Genomic DNA, 15,825 nt, shown 5'->3' with positions numbered 1-15,825 from the left:
TTTACTTCGCGGGTTCGGTTTTGTTCAGAACCTGAGCAATGGTCGACTTGACCACACGCACCTTAACACCTTCGGCGATCTCGACTTCGATCTCGTTGTCGCCTTCCTTGACCTTCGACACTTTGCCGATCAGCCCGCCCTGGGTGACAACTTGATCCCCGCGACGCACGGCGTCGACCATGGCCTGATGTTCTTTCATTTTCTTCTGCTGCGGACGGATCAGCAGGAAATACATGATCGCAAAGATCAGGATCAGCGGGAGAAACTGGGCGATTGCGCCACCTTCCATGGGATATTCCTTTGTTCAGATCTTGCGGCACCGTTCCGCAAATTTGGCCGGAACCTATGCTTTGAAATGCGTGTTTGCAAGCAAAGGTGGTCATGTGACCGGCCGCAACCTGACAAAGGTGCCTAAAGAACCGTTTGAACGTTGCAGATATGTCCTATGCAGATATCTCAATTTTGCTATAGTCAGGCGTCAGGGGGGACAATGAAAACTCGTTACAAGCCTTTCCAATCGTTGACGCTTTTGCTTTCCCTGCTGACTTTGTTCTTGTGCCTGGCAGTGCCGCTAAAGGCCCAGGAAACACCTGCTGAAATCACCGAGCCCAATGCGGAAGAAACCGAAGGTTTCAAAGCACCCGTCATCGTCGACGGCGACATGTTGTTCTTCTTGCGCGGCTCCAGCGCCCTGCCCGCGCCGGAACGGGCCGAAAGCGTTCAGAACAAGATTGTTGAGGTGGCCGAAGCCTCGGAAAGCCCCACAGTCGACATCACCTTCGAAGAGACCGATCTGGGCATACGCATTCGCGCCGACGGTGAGATCGTATCCATCGTGACCGTTGCAGATGCCGAACTGGACCAGATGGAGCTGGACGTCCTCGGTTTTCTCCACGGTCAGGCCATCGAAGAGGCCATCCTTGCCTACCGTTCCAACCGTACAGAGCAGGCGCGGGTATCCGGTGCAATTGAAGCTGCGGGATGGACCATTGGCTTTGTCGTCTTCGTGCTTGTTATCCTATGGCTGCACCGTCGGATCAGGCGGCGCACTCTGAAGCTGGTAAAGCGTTATCTGCAGGATGTTGAAACAGCGACAGCCAAAAGCGTTCAGGCCGAAGCGATAGCCGCCCTGATCCGATACGGGCTTAACTTTGTCCTGTTGGTTATCTTCTTTCTTGGCTTCTACTACTACCTGTCCTTCGTCCTTCTGGCCTTTGCTGAAACACGGTATTTCGCGCAACTGCTGCTGACATATCTGACAGAGCCCGTATTGCTGATATTCAAGGGTATACTCAGCTATATCCCGAACCTGATTATGCTGAGCCTGATCGCATGGATCACGTTGTACATCATCAAGGGCATGCGCGTATTTTTCGACGCGGTCGAAGCCGGTTCGTTCGAAATGGACGATTTTGAAAAGCACTGGGTCAATCCGACGTTCAACATCGCGCGGGTTGTCGTCATTCTGATCGCGCTGGTCTTTGCCGTTCCCTACATCCCAGGCTCAGACTCAGCCGCCTTCCAGGGTCTGACAATTCTGGTCGGCGCCATGCTGTCGCTGGGTGCAAACTCGGTCGTATCCAACATGTTGGCGGGGCTGTTTGTGATCTATCGCCGTTCCACTTCAATAGGCGACCGCATTCAGATCGGTAAGCATATCGGCGACGTGGTTCAGATTAAACTCATGGAAACGCATCTGAAATCCATCAAGAACGAGTTGATTTCGATCCCGAACGCCCAATTGATGAATTCGGACGTCGTGAATTTCTCGAAGAAAACAGATGGCAGTGGTTTGCTGCTGCACACAACGGTTGGCATCGGATACGAGGAGCCGCCCGAAAAGGTCGAAGCAATGCTGATCGAGGCGGCCAACCGCACTAAGGGGATCAAGGCCAAGCCTGAACCTTTCGTGCTGTGGACAGCGCTGGCCGACTACGCCATCAACTATCAGATCAACGGCTATACCACCCGCGGCAGCAGCATTCCGAAAATTCGCTCGGACCTGCATCGAAACATTGTCGCCGTATTCAACGAGAACAAAGTGCAGATCATGACGCCGTCTTACATGGCAGATCCACCGGAACCAAAAATCCCGGCAGAAGAATGGGACGGACATCTGGCGCATGAAATCCACGAAGAGGCTGATAAGTCGTAACCGGTGCTACACCCCGCCCGACAGATGGTGCATAAGCGGTTTCAGTGATTCACGCATTCAAGGATCTGAGACATGCACGACATCCGCGCCATTCGCGAAAACCCTGCCGCTTTCGACGCCGCTTTAGCGCGCCGTGGGGACGCGCCGGTGTCGTCAGATTTGCTAAGGCTGGACGAAAGTCGCCGCGCCAAGATTCTGGCCGCCGAAACGGCGCAAGCCGAACAGAACAAAGCGTCCAAGGAAGTCGGCGCTGCCAAAGGTCGCGGAGACGAGGCCGAGTTCCAGCGTCTGCGCGCGCTTGTCGCCGAGAAAAAAGCCGAGATCGCACGTATGCAGACCGAAGCCAAGGATCTGGACGCCCTGCTGACAGATCAGTTGATCCGAATTGCAAACCTGCCCGCCAAAGACGTGCCGGATGGCACGGATGAAAACGACAATGTCGAGGTCAGCCGCTGGGGTACGCCGCGCGAACTGGATTTCGCACCCAAAGAACACTTCGAAATCGAAGCCGTTCAAAAAGGCATGGATTTCGAAACCGCAGCCAAACTATCCGGCTCGCGATTTGTGCTGCTGTCCGGTGGTGTCGCCCGGATTCATCGCGCTTTGGCGCAGTTCATGCTGGATACCCATATCACCGAAAACGGGCTAACCGAAGTGAACGGCCCGGTTCTGGTTCTGTCCGAGATGATGCAGGGCACCGGCCAATTGCCGAAATTTGGCGAAGACAGCTATCAGACCCGCGAAGGCTGGTGGCTGATCCCGACCTCCGAAGTGTCGCTGACCAATATCGTCAACGACACTTTGATCGAGGAAAGTTATCTGCCCCGCCGATACACCGCGCATTCCCTGTGCTTCCGGTCCGAGGCCGGATCCGCGGGCAAAGACACCCGCGGGATACTGCGGCAGCACCAGTTCGAAAAGGTCGAGATGGTTTCGATCACGCATCCGGATAAATCGGACGAAGAACAAAAGCGCATGCTGCGCTGCGCCGAGGGCATTCTGGAAAAGCTGGGCATCCCCTACCGCACCGTCATCTTGTGTACCGGTGACATGGGCTTTGGCGCGCGCCGCACCTTTGATATCGAGGCATGGCTGCCCGGCCAGGACACCTATCGCGAGATCAGCTCGGTCTCGACCTGTGGTGACTTCCAGGCCCGCCGCATGAACGCAAGGTTCCGTCCCGAAGGTGGCGGCAAGCCGGAATACGTCCATACGCTGAACGGTTCGGGTTTGGCCGTTGGGCGTTGCCTGATCGCTGTTCTGGAAAACGGCCAGAACGCGGACGGTACCGTGACCCTGCCCGAAGTCCTAAGCCCCTATCTGGGCGGCAAACTGACCCTGCAACTGGACGGCACACTGGCCTGAAAAACGCAACCGGCACCACCAGGCGCCGGTCCACTATGCACGAGGGGGCGAAGGAATTTATTTCTTCGCCTTTTTCTTTCCCTTCTTGCGATTTTTCTTCTTGTCACTTTTTTTCTCGCCCTTCTTGGCGTCTTTTTTCTTGCCGTCCTTCTTCGATTTTTTGTCCTTCTTGGACTTTGCCTTCACCTTATCCTTGGCCTTGGAAAACACTGCTTCCATTTCTTTGCGTTTCTTTGAGGCTTTTTCAGCTTTCGCCTTGGCCTTGGCCTTTTTCTTGGCTGCGGCTGCGGCTTTTTCAGCCGCCGCTTGTTCTTCTGCCGCCTTGCGTGCAGCTTCTTCAGCCCGTTTTTCGGCCGCTACAGCAGCCACTGTCTTGCGCGGGGCGGCTTTTCGTGTCGCCGGCTTCCGGGCGGCTGGTTTTGCAGCTGTTGGCTTCTGGGCCGCCGGCTTTCGTGCCGGTGCCTTGCGCGCCCCAGTCTTCCCCGCAGGGGGCGTTGCGGCTATTGCCGCTTTTGCGGCTTCGATCAATACGGCGGCTCGGCTCTCACCGACCCGAGGAACCTTGACCAGATCTGCGGGTGACGCCTTCGCTATCGCTTCTGCGGTCTTAAAGCCATTGGCAGCAAGGGCTTTTTTCAGCGCCTCTCCCACACCTTTAACGTCGGTCACTACAGTCATCCAAGGGTCCTTTCTCCATCGCCCTGCCTCATCGCATATACACTGGATATGCATATCCGCAAGTTCAGCGCTTGCCTTCTCAGATCCGATGGCTCAGCTATGCGCCAGCCCAGCGGTATGGTCATTTTTCGGGAATGGCACGAGGCGTTTCCCATCCTCATCCCAAAGCTTGAGGTTCAAAGCCGCTACTGCCTCGGGGAATTTGATCCGACGAGGGGTGAATTCAGGCGGCAGGTTATAGTGGCAGGCCCGCAACCGATACGAGGGGATACGTGCATTGAAGTGGTGGATGTCATGTAGCGTGATGCAGGCTACGGCGGTATCGAACCACCAACCGAAATCCAGCGCGGAAGACCCATGTAGCGCCGCAGTCTGCGGGTTCAGGTCAGGACGGCGATCCCAATAGGTGTCTTCAAAGTTGTGTTGCAGATACACAAGGAACACACCCAGCATTCCGCCCAGAAACGAAAACACCAACCAGACCCAAATACCGGTCATGCCCGCGATCAGATATAACAGGCCCAAAAACACAATGATCGAAGCATTGTGCAGCAAAACACCTTTGACACCGAAGCGCACAGTATTCTTGGGCCAGCGGTAGCGAATGAAGTATGTGAACAAGGCACCGACCGGAACCAGAATGAAAGGGTTGCGATACAGCCTGTAAAACAAACGTGTTTTCCAGTCCGCGTTATTCCATTCTCGCAACGTCATGGTGTGAATTTCGCCGGTCTCGCGATGCTCAAGGTTGCCGATGCCCGCATGGTGCAGATTGTGGTTCTGCTTCATCACCTCGAACGGCGCAAAGGTGAAGGGGGACAGACCATGCCCCGCCCATTCGTTTTGCATTCGCGTTTCAAACAGGGAGTGGTGCCCGCAATCATGTTGCAGCACATAAAGGCGTACTGCCGAAAAAGCGAAGACAACCCCGGCCGGGATCATGATGTACCAGCGATCCACGAATACGATCGCCAAAGCCAGCGATGCGAAATACGCCACAAACGTGCCAAAATAGCTCAGTGCAGCCAATCTGTTGTCCTGAACTGCGTAGTGTCTTGTGTATTCCCTCAGATCCATCCAGTCGGCTCCCCACGATGGCCCTGTTATTGTCTGTTCAAAATCTAGGTGCGGCTTGACCGCGTACAATCCATGCATGTGCAGACAGATGCACACACCTGAATGCTAACGCGCAGAACACGGGCTGTCACGCCCCCAGAGCTAAAATGCTGAAAATTGGCGCAGTTACGCGCTTGCATGAGGATCACCGACACAGAAAATACGCGATCACTCATGAGAAGGACGCGCCTGTGAAACACAGTCTTACCGTGTCTCGAAGTGCTTCAGCATCATTCGCATAACCCACAGAGTTGACGCTAGGGAAACTTCCAATCAGAATATGAACCAGTTTTTTAAGGTCCATTGATTGACTATTTCGAGAATTATATTGCGATTTGCGCCATTGATTTGCGTCTCGCTTGCGGGGTGCTCGTATAAGGCTTTCGGCACCTCATCCTCAGCGGCTATCATGACTGACAATGCAGTTGTACACGAGTTGCGCGGTCGCGGACTACATGTCGCCACAGTGCAAGGCACCGCAATCTTCAGTTTCGGCATCTATCACGAGATTCTGGTGTTTGCCGGAATCTGCGAAGATGAACCGACAAAGCTGACAGGCCGTCAGGCGCTGATCAACAACCAAACTCTTGCGGCATCGGTGACAGACACGACAGGGCTGGAGATTTCCTTTGGCCGAAGATGGAGCGGTCTGACCCTTGGTCGCCATCAGGCCGCTGTTTTGCTGGATATCCCGAAAGACGCCGAGATCGCACGAAGTCTGCATCTGGATTTTGATGACCTGTCCTCGACCAGAGTTGACCAACTTGATGAAACATCATGTGAGAAGGAGACGCGAACGTGAAAGGACTATTACCATTATTAGGGTTATGCGGCCTGTGCGCCTGCGGCGACCAGCTTTACGTCGCACATGATACGGTCGTTGGCGTCAATGCCGCAGTCAGCGCCAATCGGCAGCAAGGCCAGGTTGTGATCGGCTTCGACCGCGATTTCGCCGCACTTGTACCAGTGATCGAACCCGGTGGGACGGACGCCGACGGCAACCCGCGAACCAAGCGCGAAGCCATGTCGGTCTTCGGCTGCACCAGCATGACAACCAGCAGCATATTTCTGACTAGCTATTCTGACGTCATTTCAACTGGTGAAGCCGCTGAGAAATTGGCGAGAGCGCTAGGCACTCAAGGAAAACAAGAAAGTGCTGCAAAGGTTTTGTCCTGCGGCGAAAAGAAGAAAAACGGCAAACCTCCAAACGGAGACAATGGTAATGAATAAGATATCCAAACTGAAAACTGTCTTCTTCGGCCTTGGCTTCGGCGGTTTAGTCCTTGCGGGTTGCACAGAAGTTCAAGACCGCGCAGTGGTTTATGGCGAGCGTAGTGGCGTGAATATTGCTTTGCGCTCAGATCCTGCCAAAGCACTTCCTGTTGAGGTCAATGCGGGCGTGCAGCGCCGTGTCACGACGCTGGTACCTCCAAAAGCCCGAAACACCAGCGGCCGACCCACAGATGAGGCTGTGAACCTGATTTCAAACTTTGACCTTACCTATAATAATGCTGATGCGAGCAAAGGACTATTTGGTGGAAGCACGCGAATCTCATCGGTATTCACGACCGGGGCGGCGGCAACAGCTTTGGCTTCCACGATTGACCAACCCAGCGGCACACCGGACGGTCTTGCAGAAGCTGTTGAAGCAAGCCGGGCTTTCGTGAACCAAGATGTTTCGAACCAACCATAGAGAGCAAAAGCCAAGTGGCGCAGCTTACCCGCGCCCCTTGAGATGCTTGGCCAGCGCACCCGCGTTTTTCTTGCGCCGCCCTTTATATGGGTTTTTGTCCCCCTGCCCGCGCAGCGTCAGGCGGATCGGAGTGCCCGGCATGTCGAAATCCTGACGCAGACCATTGACCAGATAGCGGGTATAGCTTTCAGGCATCTTGTCGGGATGCGAACACATCACCACAAACCCTGGCGGTCGGGTCTTGACCTGAGTCATATAGCGCAGTTTGATCCGTCGGCCCTGTGGGGCTGGCGGCGGATGTTGCTCCAGCATGGCCGTCAGCCAGCGGTTCAGTGCAGCGGTCGGCACCCGGCGATTCCAGACGTCATGGGCGCGCAGAATCGCGGCGCGTAAACGCTCCAGTCCCCGACCCGTCTTGGCAGATACCGTGATCAGCGGCGCACCGCGCAGCTGTGGCAGCAGACGATCGAACGACTCTTTCAACTCGCGCAGCTTTTCCTGCTTGTTGTCTTCGATATCCCACTTGTTCACGGCGACAACAACAGCCCGGCCTTCGCGTTCGGCCAGATCGGCAATACGCAGGTCTTGTTGTTCAAATGGGATCGCGGCATCCAGCAACACAACGACGACCTCGGCAAATTTTACCGCGCGCAGACCGTCTGACACTGAAAGCTTTTCAAGCTTTTCCTGTACTTTTGCTTTCTTGCGCATCCCTGCGGTGTCAAAGATCCGCATCGGAGTGCTTTCGCCGTCCGGGTCGGCCCAGTCGATTCGCAAACTGATTGCGTCTCGCGTGATCCCAGCCTCTGGTCCCGTCAACAGACGGTCTTCGCCAATGATCTTGTTGATCAAGGTGGATTTGCCCGCGTTCGGGCGCCCCACCACCGCAACCTGCAAGGGCTTGGCAAAGGTGATCAGCGGCGTATCGCCCTTACCGTCTTCGTCCAGCTCAATGTCCGTTTGCGGGGCTTCCTCGACCTCTTTTTCTTCTGCTGCATCAGCCAGAGGCATCAGCTGTGCATACAGATCTGTCATCCCCTCACCGTGTTCGCCTGACAAGCGGACAGGTTCACCCAGACCCAGATTGTAAGCTTCCAGAACACCCGCATCCGCGGCATTGCCTTCGGCCTTGTTGGCCGCAAGGATCACGTGCTTGGACCGTTTGCGCAGGATTTCCGCGAACATCTCATCCGTAGGTGTCACACCCACGCGCGCGTCGATCATGAACAGGCAGACGTCAGCCATGTCCACAGCACGTTCCGTCAAGCGGCGCATCCGACCCTGAAGACTGTCATCAGTCGCATCCTCGAGACCCGCCGTATCAATCACGGTAAAGCGCAGATCACCCAGACGCCCTTCGCCTTCGCGCAGATCACGCGTCACGCCGGGCTGGTCGTCGACCAGGGCCAGACGTTTGCCCACAAGGCGGTTGAACAGGGTGGATTTGCCCACATTCGGGCGCCCCACGATGGCGAGGGTCAGCGACATGATACTCAACTTTCAAGACTCAAGATGCGCCCTTTAGCGCATCTTACCGTCAACGGAAAGCGTGTAGATCACCCTTGGAGGAAACGACATACAGCGTTTGCCCGGCGACAACCGGCGCCGTTGTTGCGCCTCCGGGGACTTCGACCTGGTGAACCAGTGCTCCGTTAACCGGATTGAAGAAGCGCAGATACCCGTCATTGGACGCAATCACAATACGGCCTCCGGCCAGGATCGGACCGTAATGTGCAAAGATCGGTCCGCGTCGGCCTCGCTTGTCCTTGACAAAGCTTGGCAGATCCTGCGCCCACACGACCGAGCCATCCGCCGCGTTCAAGCGCACCAGCTGACTGCGATCACTGATTAGGAAAATGCTGTTGCCTGCGGGCCAGACAGTGTCAACCGCGCCCTCATCAGCGGTCCAGCGGCGTTCACCCGTGGCAGCGTCAAAGGCTACGGTCCGGCCAGAATGGTTGCCGATAAAAATTGTGTCTCCGACAACCATCGGACTGCCGGTCACGTCGACGATTTGCGCGGCTGCCCGTCCCCGCCGTCCTCCTGCGACCGAAGCATTCCAGCGACGGATTCCGCCACGGCGGAAGGTGGCTGCAACATCACCGGACCCAAATGCAAACACTGCCAGGTCCGAAGCGATCACCGGTGCCGGTGCGCCCAGAACGTTACCGACGCTGGGCGTGCCTTCGATTTGCCAGGCAATTTTGCCATCCTTGGCATTGATGGTCCAACCGGTTTCGTCACCCGCTACCAGGTACAACAGCCCGTTATTGACCATCGGAGCGCCGCTCCCGGTTGCATCCAGTCGCTTCTGCCAGCGCACTGCCCCCGTTTTTGCGTCCAGTGCGGTCAGTCGCCCAAACCCGGACGATACATAGAGAACACCGTCCGAATAGGCCATGCCCCCCCCTGTGGCGTCTGCATCGCCGTCGCTTGGCGGAATCAGGTCGGTATCCCAGGCCAACTGGCCCTGCGGTGTAACCGCTGACACGGTCGCCCCCGCATCCAGCGTATAGATCAACCCTCCCGCAACCACTGGTTCGGCGGTGATCCGTTGCTTGCGCGAGTCGCCCTGCCCGATGGAAGCGGACCAGATCCGCTGCGGCGTGGCACGCAGGGCCGCATTCGTGGTTCGGTAAGCAGCCGTCCCCGGGCTTTGCGGCCAGCTGGCGTTCGCCTTTTGAGACGGCAGGTTAATGGGCTGAGAGCCGCTCTTTTCCACCGTTTCCAGATCAGATGCCGGACGGATGTCTTCACGTTCTCCGGGCAAAATCGCTTCGGGAGGTTCACAGGCGGTCAATGCGGTCAAAGCCAGTGCCGCAACCGGCAATCCCGCGCGGAAAAAATGTCTTGTTACCATGGTGTTCCGAACTCGCCTGTCATTAAGTCTTTTCTGTCCCGCCTGGTCAGCCCCGTTGCGCCACAAGTGGCTCGGGTTCGCCGCCCAAAGCGACTATCAGCTGGGCCGCACGCTGTTGCAGATCGATACCAACCTCGGCGTCCTGACGCAGCGCTTGCAAGCGGTCCAGTGCTGCATCGACATTGCCCTCGGACACGTCAATCAGGGCCAGTTGCTCTTCGGCCAGCAGACGCAAGGGCGCACCGGGCGCAGCCAGCGCCTCAAACTGTTGCCGACGGTCGGCAGCAGGCAGGGTGTCGCTTTGCAATAACAGCGCCTTGAAGCTTGCGATCGCGCGATAAATCTCGGGCAGGTCCCCCTGCATGGCAACCGCGTTCAGGCTGTTGACCGCCTCGTCGCGCGATCCGGCCTCTACCTGCGACGCAGACAGCAGCATCTTCAATACTGCATCCCCGCCCGGCGACTTTGCCTCGATATCCCGCAACCCGGCCGCCCGAGCATCTGAATCGTTTTCCGACAATGCGGCCAGAATCGAGTCACCCAGATCCTGCGCCTGCGCCATGTCGCGGGACTTTCGGTACTCGTTGAACGCCGCTCCGCCAACAATCAGCACGACGGCCGCCACACCAACCCAGCCCCAGCGGCGCAGCAGCAGATACATCCGGTCGCGGCGCACTTCTTCCGTGACCTCATCAATGAAACTGTCGGTGTCGCTCATTCCTGCCCCCTGGGCTGTGTGTCTTGCATAAGTGCGCCATGTCATACCCCGGCACCAACGCCAAGCCAAGGGCCCGATTTTGCACATTTTCACGGCTTGGCTTCACTCTTGCGAAAAAAACTAAACCGAACTATTCAGTTTAGTGTAGAAATTACACGGCCGACGCCCCATTTCATAGCGAGACAGGCCCGCTATTGTTGGCACCGAATTCTAGGAGAAATACTGTATGCGTTTGATTTCTTTCATCAACGCCCTTCTGGTTATTGTTGCGCTTTATTATCTTGTTTTTGAGCGTGACTCTTTGTTCGCCTTCGCCGGACGAGGAGACACAGAAGAAGCGGCGCAGACAGAAGCCATTGAAACCGACGATACCGATTTTACTGCCGTTGGCGTAGTCGCCCTGCGTTCGCAGGCGCGCGAAATTGACAGCGCGGTCCTGCTGCGTGGACAAACGAAGGCGAACCGGCAGGTAGAAGTTCTGTCTGAAACCACGTCCACGGTCATCTCGGAGCCCAAGCGCAAAGGCACGTTTGTAGAGGCAGGGGATGTCCTATGTGAACTCGACCCCGGCACGCGCCCGGCACAACTGGCCGAAGCCCTGGCTGGCAAACTGGAAGCTGAAAGCCGCATCCCCGAGGCTGAAGCCCGTTTGCTAGAGGCGCACGCCCTTGTGGCCGAGGCCGAAATCAACCTGACCGCTTCGCGCAAGCTTGCGGAAACCGGGTTTGCTTCGGAAACCCGCCGGATTTCCAGCGAGGCTGCGATGAGCACGGCCAAGGCAGGTGTTAAATCGGCAGAAGCCGGACTGGAGGCCACACGGGCCGGAATCGAAGCCGCCGCAGCGGCTGTCGAAGCCGCGCAGCGAGAGGTTGGCCGCCTGACCATCAAAGCCCCATTCAAGGGTCTGCTGGAAAGCGACACCGCCGAATTGGGCAGCCTGATGCAGCCCGGGTCCCTGTGCGCGACTGTTATTCAGCTCGATCCGATCAAACTGGTCGGGTATGTTCCAGAAACCGAGGTCAACCGTGTTCAGGTGGGGTCCGAGGCGTCGGCAACACTGGTCACCGGTCGGCAGCTTGGCGGCCGCGTCACCTTTCTTAGCCGCTCGGCGGATGAGACAACACGCACCTTCGAAGTTGAAATCACGGTTCCGAACCCGGATCTGACCATTCGCGACGGTCAGACCGCGACCATTCGCATCGCGGCAGAGGGCACCAAGGCGCACCTGCTGCCTCAATCCGCACTGACCCTGAGCAACGAAGGTCAATTGGGCGTCCGTACGGTCGGTGCCGGCAATGTCGTCGATTTCATGCCCGTGCGCATTCTGCGTGACACGGCAGAGGGCGTGTGGATCGACGGCCTTCCCGAAACGACGGATATTATTGTTGTCGGTCAGGAATTCGTGACACGCGGTGTAACCGTTGCGCCGACCTATCGGGAAGCATCCCAATGACAGGCGTTGTCGCATGGGCTGCTGATCGGGCCCGAATGGTATTGGCATTTATCGCCATCTCGCTCGTTATAGGCGGATTTGCCTATGTCTCGCTTCCAAAAGAAGGCGAGCCGGATATCGAAATCCCTGCCCTGTTTGTATCAGTGCAGTTTCCCGGAATTTCCGCGGAGGATTCTGAAAACCTGCTGATCAAGCCGATGGAGACCGAACTGGCGGATCTCGACGGGCTCAAGGAAATGACCTCGACCGCTGCCGAAAACTATGCAGGGGTCGCGCTGGAATTTGACTTCGGTTGGGATAAAACCGCGATCATGGCGGACGTGCGTGACGCGATGAACACAGCTCAGGCGGACTTCCCCGAAGGCGCAGAACAATATTCCCTGACTGAGATCAACTTTTCCGAATTCCCGATCGTCATCGTGAACCTGACCGGTTCCGTTCCCGAACGCACGATGGCCCGTGTCGCCAAGGATCTGCAGGACGATCTTGAGGCTCTGGACTCCGTTCTCGAAGCCGGCATCGCAGGCAATCGCGACGAGATGCTCGAGGTTGTGATCGACCCGCTGCGGCTTGAGGCGTACAACGTGACAGCGGACGAACTGATCAACGTGGTGCGGAACAACAACCAGTTGATCGCGGCCGGTGAGGTTGAAACCGCACAGGGCACATTCTCGGTCAAGATTCCGTCGTCTTTCAAAACCGCACAGGATGTTTATGGCCTGCCGATCAAGGTCAATGGTGACCGGGTCGTTACATTGGGTGAGTTGGCGCAGATCAATTACACCTTTGAAGACCGTGAAGGCACGGCCCGTTTCAACGGTGAATCGACCGTTGCGCTGCAGGTGGTCAAACGCAAGGGATATAACCTGATCGACACCGTCGCGCAGGTGAAAGAGACTATAGCTAACGCAAAGACCAAATGGCCGCCCGAGCTTCAGGCGGCGGTTGACCTGGGTACATCGAACGACCAGAGCCGCATCGTCGGCTCGATGGTCAGCCAGCTTGAAGGCTCGGTTCTGACTGCAATCGCGCTGGTGATGATCGTGGTTCTTGCCTCGCTGGGCACGCGGGCCGCCCTGCTGGTCGGATTTGCGATCCCGACCTCGTTCCTGCTGTGTTTTGCGTTTCTCGCCGTCATGGGCGTAAGCATTTCCAACATCGTGATGTTCGGCCTCATCCTCGCTGTGGGGATGCTGGTGGATGGCGCCATCGTGGTTGTGGAATACGCCGACAAACGCATCAAGGAAGGCGTCGGCCCGATGCATGCCTATGTCGAGGCCGCCCAGCGCATGTTCTGGCCCATCGTGTCCTCGACCGCGACGACGCTGTGTGCGTTCCTGCCCATGTTGTTTTGGCCCGGTATTCCTGGCGAGTTCATGGGAATGCTGCCGGTGACGCTGATCTTCGTTCTGTCGGCTTCACTGATTGTGGCGCTGATCTATCTGCCTGTCATGGGCGGTGTTTCCGGTCGGCTAAGCCGCATCTTCGACCGGTCCTCAGTCTGGTTGCGGGCCCGCACGCCATGGTGGGTACGGGTGTTGATGGTGCCGCCGTCGCTGTACATGATCTTTCTCGGCGCGATGCAGGTCCTTAACCCAAACTACCTGCTGCCCGGTGGCTCGATCGCCGGCGCACTGTTGTTCCTGTTCGGGGCGTTTGCCGGGTCCGTAACCCTGAGCGCGGCGAAAATTGAACGCGCCGAAGATGACCATGTTCACACTGCGGACGAACACACTGCGTTTGGCCATGTGATCCGGTTTCTGGTCGGCAACCCGATCATGCCTATTGTCTCTCTGTTGGTTGTTTTCTCTGCGGTGTATTTCGTGACATTCGTCTGGTTCCCCCAGGAATCCCGAGGTGTTGAATTCTTCGTGGAAAGCGAACCTGAACAGGCCACCGCATATGTTCGTGCTCGCGGGAACCTGTCCTTGGCGGAAAAAGACGCGATGGTTCTTCAGGCCGAAGAGATCATCGGATCTCATCCCGCGGTCATAAATGTCTTTGCCTTTGCGGGCGAAGGCGGCCTGAACCAGAATAACGGTGGCGCTCAGGCTCCGGCCGACACAGTGGGCCGGGTTCAGTTCGAAATCATCCCGTGGGAGGATCGACCCAACATCTCGGAATCCGCCCTATGGGGCTTGTTCGAGCGGCACTTCGTTGCCCCCGAATATGATGGCGATTTCGTAATTGATGAGCTGAATGCCCAACTTGCGACGATACCCGGCATCATCGTTGAGATTTTGCCCTTGGAGCAGGGCCCTGCTTCGGCCAAGCCTGTGCATCTGCGCATCAAGGGTGACGGATGGGAAGACCTGACCGCGGCAGCGATCACCGCCCGCGAGGTCTTCGACACCACGCCGGGCCTGATCAAGACCGAAGACACCCTGCCCCTGCCCGGTATCGACTGGCAGATCGACGTGGACGTCGCCAAGGCCGGTCGGTTCGGTGCTGATGTGGCTACTGTTGGTGCCATGGTTCAGTTGGTCACGCGCGGCATCCTTCTGGGCGAAATGCGCCCGGACAGCAATGATGAAGAAATCGAAATTCGCGTTCGTTTGCCGGAAGAAGACCGCGTTCTGTCGACGCTGGATGCACTCAAGGTCCGCACGCCGGACGGTTTGGTGCCTTTGTCCAACTTCGTGACGCGTAAGCCCGTGGCCAAACTGGCCGAGATCAACCGCGTCGACCAGCAGCGATACTATGACGTCAAAGCGGATGTCGAACCGGGGCTGAGCAAGGTCGTGATCGAAGGCCCCGATGGGCACCCCGTAAGGCTGGCCGTCATGCGTGAAGTGGCGGAAGGCTACACAGCTACTGGCACTGTGTTGAACGCTGCGGGCGGAAAGTCGTACGAATTGGTGCAACTGACCGGCGCAGAAAGCGTCGATCAGCTGCGCAGCGCAATTGAAGACGGTGACGCTCAGTTCTCGCTGATAAACCCGAACGAACGTATTGCGGTTCTTACGGAATGGCTGGACACCGGCCCGTTCGCCAGCGCGATCAGCTGGGAATGGACCGGTGATCAGGAAGAGCAGGAAGAATCCGGTGCTTTCCTTGTGAACGCGTTCATGGGTGCCCTGGGGCTGATGTTCGTGATCCTGCTGGCGCAGTTCAACTCGTTCTACAACTCGGTTCTGGTTCTGCTGGCGGTCATTCTGTCGACCACCGGGGTTTTGATCGGCATGATCGTGATGGAACAGCCCTTCTCGATCATCATGACCGGAACCGGCATCGTGGCGTTGGCTGGTATCGTGGTGAACAACAATATCGTTCTGATCGATACTTATCAGGAATACAGCAGCTATATGCCCCGGATCGAGGCGATCATCCGCACCGCGGAATCGCGTATCCGTCCGGTTTTGCTGACCACATTGACAACGATGGCCGGTCTGACGCCGATGATGTTCGGCTTGTCGCTGGACTTCATCAATGGCGGCTATTCGATCGACAGCCCCACCGCCCTGTGGTGGAAACAGCTGGCAACGGCAGTGGTGTTTGGTCTGGGCATCGCAACTGTCCTGACGCTAATCGTAACCCCATCTCTTCTGGCACTGCGGGTCTGGGTGACAACCTATGCTATCTGGCTCAGCCGCGTTCTGGCCCGTGTGACTGCCGGTCGCTCCAGCCAGATCGCGCAGGATATGGCGATCGGACGTTCTGCCCGTCAGATACAAGCCACCGAAATTGTCTGGGAGGACGAGTCGCATTCCGCAAGACCAGAACAGGGCAGACGATCAGATCAGTCTGATCACCCTTCTGGCCCGCCGCTGAAAGCCGCTGAATAAGA

The 15,825-nt window shown here is 57.1% G+C and carries 13 protein-coding genes; 7 read left to right on the top strand and 6 right to left on the bottom strand.

The genetic code is table 11. The features are described 5' to 3' along the window. Nucleotide 1: 1 nt before the first annotated feature. On the bottom strand, nucleotides 2-289 hold the full coding sequence (gene yajC, locus AC2FEB_RS05105) for a preprotein translocase subunit YajC (protein ID WP_117868574.1): 288 nt from the start codon (nucleotides 287-289) through the stop codon (nucleotides 2-4). Between the two features lie 201 nt (nucleotides 290-490). On the opposite strand from yajC, the gene AC2FEB_RS05100 reads away from it, so the two are divergent. Then, nucleotides 491-2,155 carry a mechanosensitive ion channel family protein gene (locus AC2FEB_RS05100; RefSeq protein WP_496671451.1) on the top strand — a complete coding sequence of 555 codons (1,665 nt, stop codon included), beginning with the start codon at nucleotides 491-493 and terminating at the stop codon, nucleotides 2,153-2,155. Nucleotides 2,156-2,227: 72 nt separating this feature from the next. Continuing rightward, nucleotides 2,228-3,520, top strand: a complete 1,293-nt coding sequence (gene serS, locus AC2FEB_RS05095; protein ID WP_496883894.1) for a serine--tRNA ligase — start codon at nucleotides 2,228-2,230, stop codon at nucleotides 3,518-3,520. Between the two features lie 57 nt (nucleotides 3,521-3,577). Here the strand turns inward: serS and AC2FEB_RS05090 are convergent, their stop codons facing one another. Beyond that, on the bottom strand, nucleotides 3,578-4,198 hold the full coding sequence (locus AC2FEB_RS05090) for a helix-hairpin-helix domain-containing protein (RefSeq protein ID WP_299894152.1): 621 nt from the start codon (nucleotides 4,196-4,198) through the stop codon (nucleotides 3,578-3,580). A 93-nt stretch (nucleotides 4,199-4,291) separates the two neighbouring features. Further along, a complete protein-coding gene (locus AC2FEB_RS05085) occupies nucleotides 4,292-5,275 on the bottom strand; it encodes a fatty acid desaturase (RefSeq protein WP_496671457.1) in 984 nt (327 codons plus the stop codon). 448 nt (nucleotides 5,276-5,723) lie between these two features. Here AC2FEB_RS05085 and AC2FEB_RS05080 point away from each other — a divergent pair, with 448 nt between their 5' ends. The 3 genes from AC2FEB_RS05080 to AC2FEB_RS05070 are packed head-to-tail and all read left to right on the top strand — an operon-like array spanning nucleotide 5,724 to nucleotide 7,007. Then, nucleotides 5,724-6,116 (top strand): hypothetical protein, encoded by a 393-nt coding sequence (locus AC2FEB_RS05080; RefSeq protein WP_496671460.1) that lies wholly within the window; start codon nucleotides 5,724-5,726, stop codon nucleotides 6,114-6,116. After that, on the top strand, nucleotides 6,113-6,544 hold the full coding sequence (locus AC2FEB_RS05075; RefSeq protein ID WP_496671462.1) for a hypothetical protein: 432 nt from the start codon (nucleotides 6,113-6,115) through the stop codon (nucleotides 6,542-6,544). Before AC2FEB_RS05080 ends, AC2FEB_RS05075 begins: the two co-directional genes overlap by 4 nt. After that, a complete protein-coding gene (locus AC2FEB_RS05070; RefSeq protein WP_496671465.1) occupies nucleotides 6,537-7,007 on the top strand; it encodes a hypothetical protein in 471 nt (156 codons plus the stop codon). The genes AC2FEB_RS05075 and AC2FEB_RS05070 overlap by 8 nt, the downstream gene beginning before the upstream one ends. Before the next feature lie 24 nt (nucleotides 7,008-7,031). On the opposite strand, the gene der is transcribed toward AC2FEB_RS05070, so the two are convergent. From der to AC2FEB_RS05055, 3 genes are read right to left on the bottom strand one after another with little or no spacing between them, the layout of a single operon-like run. Continuing rightward, entirely contained in the window at nucleotides 7,032-8,495 is a 1,464-nt protein-coding gene (der, locus tag AC2FEB_RS05065; RefSeq protein WP_496883893.1) for a ribosome biogenesis GTPase Der, read from the bottom strand. A 49-nt stretch (nucleotides 8,496-8,544) separates the two neighbouring features. Beyond that, nucleotides 8,545-9,867: a PQQ-like beta-propeller repeat protein gene (locus AC2FEB_RS05060; protein ID WP_117868566.1), complete on the bottom strand. Its 1,323-nt coding sequence runs from the start codon at nucleotides 9,865-9,867 to the stop codon at nucleotides 8,545-8,547. Nucleotides 9,868-9,913: 46 nt separating this feature from the next. Further along, complete coding sequence (locus AC2FEB_RS05055) at nucleotides 9,914-10,585, bottom strand: hypothetical protein (protein WP_299894231.1); 672 nt, start codon at nucleotides 10,583-10,585, stop codon at nucleotides 9,914-9,916. Nucleotides 10,586-10,811: 226 nt separating this feature from the next. Between AC2FEB_RS05055 and AC2FEB_RS05050 the strand changes: the two genes are divergently transcribed. Further along, entirely contained in the window at nucleotides 10,812-12,038 is a 1,227-nt protein-coding gene (locus tag AC2FEB_RS05050) for an efflux RND transporter periplasmic adaptor subunit (RefSeq protein WP_496671471.1), read from the top strand. Then, nucleotides 12,035-15,823: an efflux RND transporter permease subunit gene (locus tag AC2FEB_RS05045; protein ID WP_496671474.1), complete on the top strand. Its 3,789-nt coding sequence runs from the start codon at nucleotides 12,035-12,037 to the stop codon at nucleotides 15,821-15,823. Before AC2FEB_RS05050 ends, AC2FEB_RS05045 begins: the two co-directional genes overlap by 4 nt. Nucleotides 15,824-15,825 lie beyond the last annotated feature (2 nt).

This window comes from Ruegeria sp. YTSC106, from assembly GCF_059609765.1.
This window is presented reverse-complemented; position numbering and strand designations above follow the sequence as displayed.